The sequence below is a fragment of the Arthrobacter humicola genome (genome assembly GCF_039531445.1).
In the GTDB taxonomy this organism is placed as follows: Bacteria; Actinomycetota; Actinomycetes; order Actinomycetales; family Micrococcaceae; genus Arthrobacter; species Arthrobacter humicola.
This window is the reverse complement of record NZ_BAAAQB010000041.1, coordinates 451,735-465,145: the sequence shown is the minus strand read 5'-3', so window position 1 is coordinate 465,145 and position 13,411 is coordinate 451,735. Positions and strand designations below refer to the sequence as shown.

General features: G+C 64.7%; 12 protein-coding genes. 4 read left to right on the top strand and 8 right to left on the bottom strand.

What is annotated here, in order from left to right; genetic code table 11:
• The first annotated feature begins 67 nt into the window (after positions 1-67).
• Positions 68-1,267 carry an SLC13 family permease gene (locus ABD243_RS18720; protein ID WP_344367855.1) on the top strand — a complete coding sequence of 400 codons (1,200 nt, stop codon included), beginning with the start codon at positions 68-70 and terminating at the stop codon, positions 1,265-1,267.
• Positions 1,268-1,399: 132 nt separating this feature from the next.
• Entirely contained in the window at positions 1,400-2,047 is a 648-nt protein-coding gene (locus ABD243_RS18715) for a PRC-barrel domain-containing protein (RefSeq protein WP_344367854.1), read from the top strand.
• Between the two features lie 24 nt (positions 2,048-2,071).
• Here ABD243_RS18715 and ABD243_RS18710 read toward each other — a convergent pair whose 3' ends face one another.
• The gene (locus ABD243_RS18710) at positions 2,072-3,940 is read right to left on the bottom strand and encodes an alkyl/aryl-sulfatase (RefSeq protein WP_344367852.1); all 1,869 of its coding nucleotides are present in this window, start codon (positions 3,938-3,940) and stop codon (positions 2,072-2,074) included.
• A 161-nt stretch (positions 3,941-4,101) separates the two neighbouring features.
• Complete coding sequence (locus tag ABD243_RS18705) at positions 4,102-4,755, bottom strand: LysE family translocator (RefSeq protein ID WP_344367851.1); 654 nt, start codon at positions 4,753-4,755, stop codon at positions 4,102-4,104.
• A 386-nt stretch (positions 4,756-5,141) separates the two neighbouring features.
• On the opposite strand from ABD243_RS18705, the gene ABD243_RS18700 reads away from it, so the two are divergent.
• The gene (locus ABD243_RS18700; protein ID WP_344367850.1) at positions 5,142-6,737 is read left to right on the top strand and encodes an MFS transporter; all 1,596 of its coding nucleotides are present in this window, start codon (positions 5,142-5,144) and stop codon (positions 6,735-6,737) included.
• Positions 6,738-6,758: 21 nt separating this feature from the next.
• Here ABD243_RS18700 and ABD243_RS18695 read toward each other — a convergent pair whose 3' ends face one another.
• The 4 genes from ABD243_RS18695 to ABD243_RS18680 form a co-directional block, all read right to left on the bottom strand.
• Entirely contained in the window at positions 6,759-7,424 is a 666-nt protein-coding gene (locus ABD243_RS18695; protein ID WP_344367849.1) for a GAP family protein, read from the bottom strand.
• Between the two features lie 39 nt (positions 7,425-7,463).
• Positions 7,464-8,618: an AI-2E family transporter gene (locus tag ABD243_RS18690; RefSeq protein WP_116765837.1), complete on the bottom strand. Its 1,155-nt coding sequence runs from the start codon at positions 8,616-8,618 to the stop codon at positions 7,464-7,466.
• A 105-nt stretch (positions 8,619-8,723) separates the two neighbouring features.
• Positions 8,724-9,110, bottom strand: a complete 387-nt coding sequence (locus ABD243_RS18685; RefSeq protein ID WP_116765836.1) for an SHOCT domain-containing protein — start codon at positions 9,108-9,110, stop codon at positions 8,724-8,726.
• Between the two features lie 95 nt (positions 9,111-9,205).
• The gene (locus ABD243_RS18680; protein WP_344367848.1) at positions 9,206-9,637 is read right to left on the bottom strand and encodes a hypothetical protein; all 432 of its coding nucleotides are present in this window, start codon (positions 9,635-9,637) and stop codon (positions 9,206-9,208) included.
• A 295-nt stretch (positions 9,638-9,932) separates the two neighbouring features.
• Here ABD243_RS18680 and ABD243_RS18675 point away from each other — a divergent pair, with 295 nt between their 5' ends.
• A complete protein-coding gene (locus ABD243_RS18675) occupies positions 9,933-10,763 on the top strand; it encodes a class II glutamine amidotransferase (RefSeq protein WP_344367847.1) in 831 nt (276 codons plus the stop codon).
• Positions 10,764-10,863: 100 nt separating this feature from the next.
• Here the strand turns inward: ABD243_RS18675 and ABD243_RS18670 are convergent, their stop codons facing one another.
• The gene (locus ABD243_RS18670) at positions 10,864-12,417 is read right to left on the bottom strand and encodes a hypothetical protein (RefSeq protein WP_344367846.1); all 1,554 of its coding nucleotides are present in this window, start codon (positions 12,415-12,417) and stop codon (positions 10,864-10,866) included.
• 327 nt (positions 12,418-12,744) lie between these two features.
• Positions 12,745-13,305, bottom strand: a complete 561-nt coding sequence (locus ABD243_RS18665; protein ID WP_344367845.1) for a potassium channel family protein — start codon at positions 13,303-13,305, stop codon at positions 12,745-12,747.
• Between the last annotated feature and the right edge of the window lie 106 nt (positions 13,306-13,411).

Sequence of the window (13,411 nt, the reverse complement as noted above, 5' to 3'; positions counted from 1 at the left end):
CATCCGTCGCAGACGGCGGGGGAGAGACTCCCTGAAGGCCGGCGGTCAGGGGGATTAGACTCCGTTCATGCGCCTGGCGATCGTTGGAGCCGTATTGCTTGTGGCCGGTGCCGTGGCGATTGTCGCCGGGGCGCTGCCTTTGGCCGACGTGGCCGCCCTCATCGACCGGGTGGCTCCAGTCCTGCTTTTCGTCGTCGCCATGACTATCGTGACGGAGCTGGCCAGCGAGGCCGGCGTCTTCCTCTGGACCGCCCGCAGGCTCCGGCGCTGGGGCCGCGGGCGCAGCATTATCCTGTGGCTGTTCCTGGCCGCATTCGCGACGCTGAGCACCATCTTCCTGTCCCTGGACACAACAGCGGTGCTTCTGACGCCGGTGGTAGTCAGCGTGACCCGGCAGGCAGGCCTGCCGGCGCTGCCTTTCGCGCTGACGACTGTGTGGCTGGCCAACACGGCCAGCCTGCTGTTGCCTATTTCAAATCTGACGAACCTTTTAGCCCAGCACAGCCTGGGCGGGACCAGTCCCGCGGCCTTCGCTGCCCTGATGTGGGCCCCATCCGTTGCCGCCATCGTCGTGCCGCTGGTATTCGTCGGCATCGTCTTCCGCCGCGACCTACGCAAGCGCTATTCGAGGATACGGGTCGGGCGGATCAGGCCGGATCAGCCCGCCGGCGGAGGATCCGGGGCCGCAGCGACCGACCGGGTTCTGCTCGGCGCCAGCGCACTCGTGCTGGCACTGCTCCTGCCAGCGCTCGTGTCAGGTGTCCCGGTCTGGATCCCGGCGCTGGCTGCCGCCGTCGTACTGGCAGTCGTGTTCGCGCTCCGGCGGCCGCGGGTGCTCAAAGTCTCTTTGGTTCCCTGGTCTCTGCTCCTGTTCGCCTCCGGCCTCTTCCTGGTGATGGAAACCATCCGGCATCTGGGCGCTCCCGCGTTGCTGAGTCAACTGGCCGGGCAAGGCCAAGGGACGCCGGACTTGCTTCGGCTGGCCGCGACGGGTGCGGTCGGTTCCAATCTGCTGAACAATTTGCCTGCCTACCTGTTGGCCGAGCCACTGGCGGAGACGCCGCAGCGCATGGCGGCGTTGCTGATCGGAGTCAATGCCGGCCCGCTCATCACCCCGTGGGCGTCGCTGGCCACCCTGCTCTGGCACGAGCGGCTGGTGCGGATGAATGTCCTCATCACGTGGAAGGGCTACGCGATCTTCGGTCTGATCGTCGCACCCCTGACAGTAGTCGCCGCAGCCTTGGCACTGGCCGCAGTCCAGCCGTGAACCGGCCGGTGCTTGGACCAGGCACCGGTCAGGTACCGGATCTGCACTTACCGGATCGGACCAAACCGGCAAGAATGAAGTGCGGCCGCCACGGTATCCCGGGCCTGCGCTAACGACAACGGAGGTGCCTCCATGCTCAGCCTGCAGGACATTGACAATATCGTCCTCAACGGAGGCATCGTGGTGGACGCCAACGGGGAGAAAATCGGCTCCGTGGAACAGATCTTCACCAGCGGCGATTCCGGTGATCCGGCGTTCGTCACCGTGCGGACCGGTTTGTTCGGCATGTCCGAGTCCTTCGCCCCGCTTTCCGGGGCCAGTCTCGAGGAATCCGTGATCAGGGTTGCCTTTGCCAAGGACACGATCAAGAACGGCCCGCGCATCGACAGCGACCGCGGCATCATCACGGAGACCCAGGAGCAGGAGCTCTACCGCTACTACGGGCTGGTGGCCGACACCGCTGGCGAGGGATCCGCCGTCGGAACAAGCCCGGGCGTTTCCCCGCCGTCAACCGGGGAGACCGCGGCGGCACAATCGACGGCCGACTCCGCGGCCGACGAAGGAGTGACCGATGCCGCCGGGGCGAGGCACGCGGGGCAGCTTCCCCCGCAGCCTTTGCCGCAAGGCGCCCCGCCACCGCCTCATGGTGGGCTGGCGCACCAGCCACCACCGCCTCATCTGCGAAAGCATGTGCCTCCGCACCCCATGCCGCGTCACGGGCCACCGCCACCGCCCCCGCCCGGCCTCCCGCCCCCGCAGGAACAGGCTCCGGTGCGATAAGCGCGGTTGTGCGGAGCTGCCCAGCTATGGGGTAACGATGTTGAACGCCGGGTCTCCGGAGTCCAGTGCCCCCAGCAGTGCCGGCAGGACGGCGCTGCTGCCACTCAGGCTGATGCCCTCCGAAGTGGTGTCCCCGCCGAGCAGGGCCAGCAGCCTGTTCTTCGTGAGCCGGATCTCGACGTCGGCAGATTCGCCGGCCAGCCGGTCGCTGATCAGTACGCCGTTGCGGAGGGTGACATGGTACGCGGCGTCGAGTTCAGTGAACGTGACATTGAGCGAGAGGTCCAGGTCCCAGGCTTTGGGGCCGTTCACCGAGATGGCGAGGGAACCGAAGAGCTGCTCGGGGGTGAGCTGGGCAACGATCGCCGGTGCCGCCGTCGCGGTGGGTGTCCCGAAGTTGCCGTCCCGGAGCTCCGTTGCGCCGGAGAGGAAGAAGTTCCGCCACGTTCCGTTCTCGGCGCCGTAACCGAGCTGTTCCAGCGTGTCCGCATACAGTTCCCGCGCCGCGGCGTGGCCGGCGTCGACGAAAATCGCGTGGTCGAGCAACGTGGCTGCCCAACGGAAGTCACCGGACTCAAAGGCAGCCCGCGCGGTGCTCACGACGTGATCCAGGCCGCCCATCGCGTCCACGTAGCGGGCGGCGAGCTCCGCGGGAGGGTGCGGCCAGAGCCTGGCCGGGTTTCCGTCGAACCACCCCATGTAGCGCTGGTAGATGGCTTTCACATTGTGACTGACCGAACCGTAGTAGCCCCGGGCATGCCACGCGTTCGCTAGGGCCGGCGGCAATTCGATGATCTCGGCGATTTCGGCCCCGGTGTACCCCTGGTTGATGTACCGCAGCGTCTGATCGTGGAGGTAGGCATAAAGGTCGCGCTGGACTGAGAGGTAGGAAAGGATCCTGTCCGTTCCCCACGTCGGCCAGTGATGGGAGGCGAAGACGACGTCGGTCCGGATGCCAAACATCCTGATCGCCTGCGTCAGGTATGTGGACCAAACGTGAGGGTCGCGGACCAGCGCCCCGCGGAGGGTGAGCAGGTTGTGCAGCGTGTGCGTCGCATTTTCGGCCATGCACAGGGCGCGGTACCGGGGGAAGTAGAAGTGCATTTCCGCCGGGGCCTCCGTCCCGGGGGCCATCTGGAATTCGATCTCGACACCGTCCACAGTATGGCGCTCGCCGGTCTCGCTGATCTCAAGCGTCGGCACGATCAGCCCGATTTCGCCCGTCGAGGTTGTTTGGCCGACGCCGGCTCCGACCTGGCCCTGCGGGCCGCACGCGAGCGCGGCGCCGTACATGTAGCCGGCCCGGCGTCCCATGGCCGTGCCGGCGTAAACGTTCTCCGAGACAGCGTGCTCCACAAAGCCCTCCGGGGCGATCACCGCGATGCCCCCGGCGTCGGCATCTTCCTGGGTGGCAACGCCGAAGACGCCGCCGAAGTGGTCGACGTGGCTGTGCGTGTAGATGACGGCGACAACAGCCCTCTCACCCCGGTTCGACCGGTAGAGCTTGAGCGCCGCCGCCGCTGTCTCGGTTGAGATAAGTGGATCGATCACAATGACCCCGGTGTCACCTTCCACAAAGGTGATATTCGAGAGGTCGAGGCCGCGGACCTGGTAGATTCCCTCCACCACCTCAAAAAGGCCCTGCTTCGCAACCAGCCCCGACTGCCGCCAGAGGCTCGGATTCACGGTGGTGGGGGCCGCCCCGCTAAGGAACGAATATTTGTCGTTGTCCCACACCACCCTCCCGTCGGCAGCGTGGACCACTGCGGGACTCAGGGCCGCGATGAAACCGCGTGCCGAGTCCTCGGTATCGGATGCGTCCGCGAACGGCAGCGTCTCGGAAAGCTTCTGGTGAGCGGCCACGATGGCCCGCTCGGCTGGTTTGTGGGTCAAAGGATTTCGCCATCCCCTCCGAAGGACCATGGGCGTTCATCGTGGCATACCACCGAAGCGCCGGCCATCACCCGTTTCGGGTGACCCCGTGACCGTGACCTGTGCCTGTGCCTGTGCCTGTGCGGGGCGCGTAGACGTGCCCGTGCATGTGTGCGGTAGGGCTAAGCGGAGGCCAGCGTCTTTGTCAGGATTGTGCCGCCAACCCCCACCAGGACCGCGCCCGAACCCGCGACGATGATCCGCTTGGTCCGGGGCCGGGCCAGGAATGCAGTCACTTTCTTCAGCCCGCTGAGGAGAAGTACGTACCAGGCCAGGGCGATCAGCAGGAAAATACCCGCCATCACGGTGTGCTGGGCGAGGGACGGCAGCGGGGCGAAATTGAATTGCGGGAACAGCGACAAATAGAAGACGGCGACTTTCGGGTTGAGCAGGTTGCTGACCATGCCCTGTACGAACGGCGAACTCCCGCGAAACCGGCGGCCGGCCCGCGGTGCCGCCGGCCGGCCGGGCCGGCTGGGTGGGCTTATGTTGCTGGCAAACGCCTCCGCGAGCGCCCGGGCTCCCAGATAGAGCAGGTACGCGGCCCCGGCGATCTTGATCCCGGTCCCAAGAATCTCTGAGGCTCCCAGGAGCGCCGTGATACCGAGCACTGCCAGCAAGGCAAGAATTGTGTTGCCAACCATGATTCCGCCGGCGGCCGCTGTTGCCGAGCGAGGGCCGCAGGCCGCATTCCGGAGCACCAGCGCAAAGTCGGGACCGGGGACCAGTACGACGACGAGACAGGTCAAGACAAAGGCCGTTAACTGCTCGACCATCGCGGGTTGCCTCCTGGCGTCGGGTTGTTCAAGTATTCGGGTGGTTCAGTAATCGGACTGTTCAGTGCTCGGGTAGTTCAATGGGGCGGAAAGATCTGTCCGGCAACAAAGCCCGGGCAGTCTTACACCTTAGGCCATCCCGGTGTGACTGACGTGCTTCCCTGACGAGCCCGGACCGCGAAGCCGACACCTCACCCCCAAGGCATGATTCCGTCACGCAGGCGAAAAGCTAGGTTGGCATAGACATCCCACTACGATGGCCGCTGGCAGGACACGTTCCGGCAGGACCATGACGACGGGTGCGCCAGCACCGTCATCGTTAAAGGAGGCAACATGTCCGGTTGTGAAACGACCCCGGACGCGGCGAGCCGGGGGTGTGGCCCGCGATGAGTTCTCCCCACGACGCCGTGGCCCAGCCGGTGCAGTTCAACCAGCGGCTCGCCTTGTTGCTGGCGATGGCCATGTTCGTGCTCGTCGTCGACACGTCGATCATGAACGTCTCGATCTCCGCAGTGGTCAAGGACATCAACAGCACGGTCAGCGACCTGCAAGCGGCCATCGCCCTGGAAGCGCTGGTGTCCGCAGCCTTCATCCTGATCGGCGGCAAAGTGGGCGACCTCATCGGCCGCAAACGCGCCTACATCTTGGGTCTGTGCGGTTACGCCGTCGGCGCGGTGGCGATGACGCTGGCCCAGAGCATCACCGCAATCATCATTTTCTGGGCGGTGGTCGGCGGCCTTGGCGCTTCGCTCCTGCTCCCCGCCATGCAGTCGCTCATCCACGGTAACTTCGACGGCGAGGCCCGGAAGCGGGTCTACGCTCTTGTGGGCGCCTCGGCGGCGATCGCCGCCGCCGTCGGACCATTGCTCGGCGGGTTTATCACGACATTTCTCTCCTGGCGTGTCGCCTTCCTCTTGGAAGCGGTGATCATTGCCGTCGTCTTGTCCGGAATTAGGCTCGTTAGAGATGTGCCGTATACGGGACCCCGGGAGGTCGACGTCGTTGGATCGCTCCTTTCCGTCGTCGGTATGGGTGGCGTTGTCCTTGGCATCCTGGTCTGGCAGGAGGGCGGCGAAGCTGTTGGTGCGCTCCTGATCGTCGGTGCGGCCGGACTGGTCGGGCTGTTCTATTGGCTCCTGCGGCGCGAACGGCGCAACAAACCGATGCTGCTGGACCCGGGACTCTTCCGGTCGAAAGCCTTCCGGCTCGGCGCCACGCAGCAAATGCTCCAGCAGATCGCCCTCGGTGGCACCATGATCGTGCTGCCGATCTACCTGCAGATGGTGCTCGAATACAACGCGATGCAGGCCGGTTTGTCCATTGCACCGCTCTCGCTCAGCATGTTCGGCATAGCAATGCTCGCCGGAAAGCGGTCAGGGAAGCGGCGCCCGGCAGGCATTATCCGGTGGGGCTTCATTCTCCTCCTGGCTGGGCTGCTCGCAATCCTGCCAGTCGTGCCGCGTGCGGACTCCGGCTGGTGGCTCCTGGTTCCCCTCATCATTGCCGGTTGCGGACTTGGCCTTTTGGTGTCGCAGCTGAACAATTACACCCTGTCTCCAATCTCGGACGAGCGCGTCAGCGAGGCCGCGGGCGTGAATTCAGCGGCCGGATCGTTTGGGCTGTCGTTCGGACTCGCGTTTGCCGGCGCCATCATGCTGGCATCGCTCGCGTCCGTCTTCACGGGCCTGGCGACCTCGAGCACGGTACTGCCGCCCGCGGAGCAGCAACAGGTTGCGCAGGCGCTGGAAGAGGACGCTCAGGTCCTCAGCAACACCCAGCTCGCGGGGCTCCTCGTCGGCCAGCCGGCGGAGATCCAGGCCGAAATCATCCGTATCAACACGGAGGCCAGACCGATCGCCCTGCAGATCGGGCTGCTCATTCCGATCTTCGCCAGTGTCGCGGGCTTCGTTATTTCCTTCCGCATGATGCGGCTTCCCGATCCCAAGCCCTCCGGCACCGGCGAAGGCGCGATCCTGGATTGAGGGTCTCGGCGGCAGCAGAAGTCAGAGCAGCGAAAGGCTGTAGCCGAAGATGAGCAGCCCAATCACCAGCGTTGCGATGGCTGCAATCCTGCGGCCGTTGCGCTGGAGCCAGTCGTAGAGGGCGGTGAGAGGTACTTGCGCACGCTCCGGGGACTGCAGCCAAACCACGACTGGAACGACGACGGCTGACTGGGTCACAACGGCGTAGGCGATGATGAGCACGCTTCCCTGCAGGGTAGGCAGCTCGCGCACGCCGATCAGGGCGCCGGCGGTGACGGCGAGCAGGAGTGCCTTGGGCCGCAGGTTCATGCCCAGGCCCAGGACGACGAATTCCCAGGGATGGGCGGAGTGGAACCTCGACTTCATTTTGCCCAGCATGGCGTTGTCCCGGTTGCTCTTGCTCGCGAAGAGGTACACGGAGTAGCCAAGCAGAACGGCGCCGATCACAAAGCCAACCTGAGCCAGCCATTCGTCCTGATTTAGGCGGGGCCTGCCGGGCCATAGTTGCAGCCCGACGGCTGAAAGTCCCACCACCACGATTGATCCTGAGAGGCTGCCGATCAGGAACGGCAGGGCTCCTCGGCGGGGATCCGGGGATAGCAGAATCATGATCGTGACGCTTATGGGCACAGTGCTCATCGCTCCCGCGATGGCGAAGAGCACCAGGCTGGTGAGGGTGCTCAACATGTGGCTGTCACCTGCCCCGGGAGACACCCTGACGGCACGTCATGCCTTCGGTGCGTTGCCGGCGTCAGGGCGGCCTGGCCGCGGCCGTCCACGCCGGGCACGGATCGCCTCGTCTTCTTGTTTGAGTAGCAGTGCCACGTCTTTCTTGTCGCCCGTCAATGGCCGCCACCATGAGATGGACGGGTCCGAATCGAGCAGGATGGCGCGAGCAAAGAGGGTCAGAGGGACGGCGAGGATGGCGCCGACAGGGCCCAGGACCACGGCCCAGAAAAGGACTGAGACAAACGTCAGGGTCTCGCTCAGCGACACTGCGTTGCCCACGTACTTCGGCTGAATGATGGACTGGATCACGCTGTTGATCCCGCCATAGATGATGATGATGGCCACAACGGTCGGCCAGCCACCGGTGAGGAATCCAAAGAACAGCGGCGGGACGATCGCGATGAAGTAGCCAATGTTGGGGATGAAGCTGCAGATGAAAGACAGCAGACCCCAGAGCAGGGCTCCGGGGACCTGCAGGATGACTAGGACCAGCCAGTTGAACAGGCCCTGGGCGATCCCGAGGACCGTAGTGGCGACCATATAGCGGCGCACGCCGGTTCCGAAACCGATGAAGGCGGAGACCACTGCCGGCCGGTGGTAGGTCAAATGGGTCAGGATGGCGGGTACGCGCGAGCCGTCGACCGCCATGAGAATGAGCATCGTCAGGATGATCACGAGGCTGCCCACCAGGCTCGCTATGTTCCCCAGTAGGCCGCCGAGGAATCCGATGATGCGGCCCGGAGTGAAACCGTTGAGGACTTCCTGGACTTGCTCCGGTCCGAAACCTACAGACTCCAGCGTCGCGGCGAGGGAAGCGCCGAGCTGGGCCACCTGGGGAGCGTATTGCGGCAGCAGCGCGGAGAACTGGGCGAGGGAGGCAATGAGGATTGCGGCGAAAGCGATCAGCAACCCGAAGACGGCGGCAATCGTGGTTCCCGTGGCTATGCCCCGGGAAATTCCCCGAGCCTGCATCCAGCGGCGAATGGGATGAACACACAAAGTGAGCACGAACGCAAAGAATACCGGGGTGACGATTCCCCTCATCGCGCCAAGGCCGAACGCCACCACAGCCGCGCCAGCCAGGGCGAGCAATATGGTGACGGTGCGGGGGAGGGCTGGACGTGGGTCGGATTCCGATGATGCCGGCTCCATTGAGCCCTCCTTGGTTCAGCCTGGGCCTAGTTTAGGCGAGGGGGCGTGATGAGTAGTGAGTTCATTGTGGCTTGCTCCCCGGCAGATAGGGATCCCCCCTCTGCGTCAGGCGACTACTTTGCTCTTGATCCGCTCGAACTCGGCCGCACTGATGGTTCCCGCGTCCATGAGCGCCTTGGCTTTGGCGATCTCTTCACTCGGGCTCGCTGCGGCGACCTGGCGTATGTACGCATCAGTTGCCTCCTGGCTCTTGCGGGCCTGTGCCATTGACCGCTCCGTCATTCCCTTGCCGCGCGCAATCATGTACACCAGCAGGGACAGGAACGGTACGAAGGCAAGGAAGACGATCCATACGGCCTTCCACCAGCCACTGAGCTCGTGGTCACGGAAGAGGTCGCCGATCACCATGAACAGCGCCCACAGGAAAGCGAAAATCGCATAGACGCAGAACAACCACCAGAAAATACTCCAAAAGTTCTCGAAGAAGTTCATTTGGCTTCCTTGCTTTCAATTGGTGCGGCGTTGGCGGGAACGCGGCCGTGAGTGGGGGATATAGACGTGAGCGCAGATAACCCTGCCGGCCGGGCCTAGCATTTGACCTCATTCGTGAGGTCGCTGACGGCCGCCTGCACGTTGGCAGCTTCATCCCGGAGCGAGTTCACGGCCTGATTCAGGGTGGCGCTATCGGGAACGGCCTTCACTGCGGAAGTAAATTTGTCTTCAGCAGCTTTGACGGCATCCACCCGGTCCTTGGCGACGTCCCCGGCGGCCGTGACCAGATCGTCGAAAGTCTTTACGACCTCGTCCCGCGCCGACCGGATCTGCTCCAGCGTGGAGCCTCTCTTGAGCGTGTCCTTGAAGTTCGTCAGGGCTGTGGAGTAGGCCGCGGAGGCGGCGCACACCGGTGAAACGGTTGGCGTCGGGGTAGTGCTGGGGCTGGTGGTGCTGCAGCCGGCGAGCAAGCCGAGGGCTGCCGCCAGGACGATGATTCGCGCGGCGACTGATGGTGGTCTCGACATTGGAGGCCCCTCTCTCCGTAGGTTCCACTCTCCATAGACTCGCGCCTGGCAGCGCAAGCACTGGCAGGTATCACCAGTGTTGGCTTCGGGCAGCGTAGGCGCCTCACCCGCCGGGGGTGATCCTGAGGCCGCCTGCGTCGTCGCAACTTCCCTACGTTCGGAGGTCCCGGCTGGCGTGTTACGCAGGGCCCTCCGCTTGTGGCGGCGACGCCTGCGACGCCGAATCACCCCAGGGTGATGATGTGCCGGCCGTGGTCCCGTGATGGACTGCTGTCCACACCAGAGGGAGGATGCCATGTGCCGTTGGCTAGCGTATTCGGGTTCACCAGTGAGGCTTGAGGAGCTTCTGTACAAACCCGCCAACTCGCTCGTGATGCAGAGCAAACACGCACGCATGGGAGTCGAAACCACCAACGGGGACGGCTTCGGCGTCGGCTGGTACGGCTCAGAGCCGTATCCCGGGTTGTTTCACAGTACAGAGCCGGCCTGGCACGACCGTAACCTTCGCGAACTGTCCGCCCAGGCATCAGCAGGCCGGGTCTTCGCGCACATCCGGGCCTCCACCGGCTCGGCGGTCCAGCAGACGAACTGCCATCCGTTCCGCCACGGCCGCTGGCTGTGGATGCACAACGGGCTCCTCAAGGACTTTCCGGCCGTGAAACGAGACCTCGCCATTGCCGTCGAGCCCTCGCTCTTTCCGCAGATCGAGGGAGCCACGGACTCGGAGCTGTTCTTCTTCCTGGCGCTCACCTTCGGCCTGGAGAAGGACCCGCCTTCGGCCGTCGCTGCCGCGGTGGGGCTCATTGAAGACGTCGGCCGGCGCCACGGCATTGAGCACCCGATTCAGATGACGGTGGCTACCACCGACGGCGACACCACGTGGGCCTTCCGCTACTCGAGCGAAGGCCGGTCACGGTCGCTGTTCCACAGCACCGACGTCTCGACGCTCCGCACTCAGTACCCGGACAACCCGATGCTCCACGCACTCGCCGACGACGCGCGCCTGGTGGTCTCCGAGCCGCTGGGGGATTTGGTCGGAGCGTGGCGGGAAGTCCCTGAGTCAACGTGCGTCGTGGTCCATGGCGGCGGGGAAGACCTGCTCCCGTTCTCGCCCGCAGCCGCCTGAGTCGGCTCCCTGCCTGCCCCCTGCCAGGATCAGCAAGCGGTTGGCCCCGCCGGGCCACGCAGGGCCGCGCACCCGTCACGCGTACGTTCCTCACCAGACGTCAGTCCTCGGGTGAGTCAGTCTTCCTGGGGATCGGAAGGGTGGGATTCAACTTTTCAGGGGGACCACCCGCAGTCACCGATCCACTGGCGGGGCCGGGTGCTGGCTCGGCACCGGAGCTAGTGGTTGCGGCACCTGATCCACTGACGGGCTGAGGGGCGGGCGCGGCTCCGGCGCCGAAGCCGACGGATGCGGCGCCCGTTCCGACGACGGCTTCGGCGCCCGGAGCAACTGCGGGGCGGCACAGCAGCTCAACCAGAAGAACCGCCAGGACGGCAAATACCGCCGTCCAGATGGCGACAGCCGCCGTCGGGTCCTGCCAGAAGATCAGCACCAGCACCGCTATTCCGATGATGACCGAGTCCAGGATCCGCCGGTAACGAGCCAGCCAGAGCTGCCAAGGCCTGACCTGGTCGGCGCCGACTTTCCCGTTGATGTAGTCTCCCGCGGTCGCCAGACCGTGCCGGACAAACTCCGCGGGCCGCGAGTGGCCGGTCAGGAAGGCTGCCAATGCAATCAGGAGCCCCACGGCGAAGACCAAACGAACACTGGTCCGCAGAGGCACCAGAAGTGTTTCGACCAGGCTTTGAGCCGCCGCCGGGGAGACGGTGTCCGGCGGAATTGAGTTCAGCAGGATGCTCCGCCCGATAACAAGTCCCAGCGCCAGCAACGCCATGGCCACGGCGACGGCCAAACCGACGCCGCTGGTAGTGCTGCGCCTCCGGCCGCGCGGGGCCACCGCGATTGCACCCACGGCGCTGATGACCGTCAGCCACGCCAGTATGGGGGCCGTCTGATCCAGCGTCCTGATCGCCGTGGTGGCCCGGACCAGTTCAGGCGACTGGAACAGTGCGATCCGCGCGTCAACCTCCGGTATCCGCTCGGCGATGCCGACCCCCTGCTGGACCAGGAGGGTCTTGACCCGGGCAATGATCTCCTTGGTGGAAATCGTCACCGTCCCGTTCTGGTCAATGCTGACGGTGCCGCCTGTGTTCCCCGTGGCCAGGTTCACCAGACTCTGATGCGCCACCCGGTTCACCTGTATCCAAAGATCCTGAAACTGCGGAGTGGCCACGAACTTGGAGACGGCGGTATGGATGAGGTTCTTGGTCTGCTCCGCAATCACCGGAGCCAGCCCGGTGACCACCGCGGCCACACGCGGCGCCGTCTTGCTGAGTTCGTTCAGGGCATCCCGGGTGATGGCCTGGATGTCCACCGCGTCGGTGATCTGTTGGGTCACCTTGTCGGCGATCTCTGCCTGGATCGCGGGGTCCGAGGCTAACGGTGCCACGGTGGCCACATAGTGATCGGTATCGAGGACTTCGCTGCGCAGGTAAAGGGCCGGTACCGCGCCGATGGCCAACACGGCAGTAAGGACCACCAGTACTATGGCCACGATCCGTCGGGCCAGCCCAGGATGCGTTCGGGAAGGCTTGGGGGGAGCCGTCCTGGCGTCGTCCCGCTCGCGCTGCAACCGGGCGACCTCCGCCCGGAGCCGCAGTATTTCTTCCTGTTCCGGGCTGCTGGGGCTCGGGGACTGATCGTGGAGGGACATGACGGGCTCCGCCTCTATAGCAACTCGTCGCGCCGGCCCGTTGTCACAGCCGGCCACGGTTGGGCACTCGTGACAATTTTGATTGTCCGCTCCGCGCGCTGGCCCATCCCCACCCACACAGGGTGATCTGTCACTCCGTACGGAGGTTGGCCGCCTTTAGTTGCCGGGCGGCCGGTGGATCGTCATGGTGACCGGCGAGCCGGACCAGGCGTAGCCGCAACGGCAGGGCGCCGGCTGCTGCATCAGATCCCGCGCGTATGTCCTGCAGAATGTCAGCCCAACGTCCCGGCATCATCCCTTCCGGGTGATGACGCCGGCGAAAATAAGTCAGCGGCCCAAGCGTCGGCCGGCCGCGAAGAAGGCGACTTTCGCGATTAATAGCAGAGCGCCCAGATCAGCAATCATTTGCACCGATACCACCGCCCGCGCCAGTTCAGTCGTCGGAGTTATGTCGCCGAACCCGACGGTGGCAAACGTGGAAGTGGTGAAGTACAGGGCGTCAGTTCTATTTAGGGGTTCGCTAAAGGACAAAGGGTCAGTTGTCGACATGGACGTGTAGAGCAACGCGAAGAGGCACAGGAACATCAGAACGGATTCGACAACGGCCACGGCCGCCCGGACCTGGGGGATATGCGCGGTGAGGATCATCCGCAATTGGAGGATCAGCGTCGCCAAAAAGACCACCACGATTGCAGCAAGCCGAATCCACGCGGCCGCGGGATTATCGCCGTTGAAGCCGCTGACAGGAAAAACAAAGTAGAGCGTGAGGACCACTACCGTAAATGCGACCAGACGCGCTACCGCGGAAATAATCACCTTCCTCCGACTGGCCTTATCGAGGTCGTGGAGGAAAACCGGGTCCGTCTGGCCGCCGTGCTTCGACGCCATGACTGATGATACCCCCGCCCGCACAATACGTGCCGGGCCGCACTTGGGCGGTGCTGATCGGCCTAAAGCCGCGCCCCCGGGGAAACCCACAAGGGGTCTTTGCGCC

Excerpts from the sequence above, each read along its gene's own strand:
- ABD243_RS18690 (WP_116765837.1), bottom strand. The coding sequence starts at position 8,618 with ATGGAGCCGGCATCATCGGAATCCGACCCACGTCCAGCCCTCCCCCGC.
- ABD243_RS18670 (WP_344367846.1), bottom strand. The coding sequence starts at position 12,417 with ATGTCCCTCCACGATCAGTCCCCGAGCCCCAGCAGCCCGGAACAGGAA.
- ABD243_RS18695 (WP_344367849.1), bottom strand. The coding sequence starts at position 7,424 with ATGTTGAGCACCCTCACCAGCCTGGTGCTCTTCGCCATCGCGGGAGCG.
- ABD243_RS18715 (WP_344367854.1), top strand. The coding sequence starts at position 1,400 with ATGCTCAGCCTGCAGGACATTGACAATATCGTCCTCAACGGAGGCATC.
- ABD243_RS18665 (WP_344367845.1), bottom strand. The coding sequence starts at position 13,305 with ATGGCGTCGAAGCACGGCGGCCAGACGGACCCGGTTTTCCTCCACGAC.
- ABD243_RS18705 (WP_344367851.1), bottom strand. The coding sequence starts at position 4,755 with ATGGTCGAGCAGTTAACGGCCTTTGTCTTGACCTGTCTCGTCGTCGTA.
- ABD243_RS18700 (WP_344367850.1), top strand. The coding sequence starts at position 5,142 with ATGAGTTCTCCCCACGACGCCGTGGCCCAGCCGGTGCAGTTCAACCAG.
- ABD243_RS18675 (WP_344367847.1), top strand. The coding sequence starts at position 9,933 with ATGTGCCGTTGGCTAGCGTATTCGGGTTCACCAGTGAGGCTTGAGGAG.
- ABD243_RS18680 (WP_344367848.1), bottom strand. The coding sequence starts at position 9,637 with ATGTCGAGACCACCATCAGTCGCCGCGCGAATCATCGTCCTGGCGGCA.
- ABD243_RS18720 (WP_344367855.1), top strand. The coding sequence starts at position 68 with ATGCGCCTGGCGATCGTTGGAGCCGTATTGCTTGTGGCCGGTGCCGTG.
- ABD243_RS18685 (WP_116765836.1), bottom strand. The coding sequence starts at position 9,110 with ATGAACTTCTTCGAGAACTTTTGGAGTATTTTCTGGTGGTTGTTCTGC.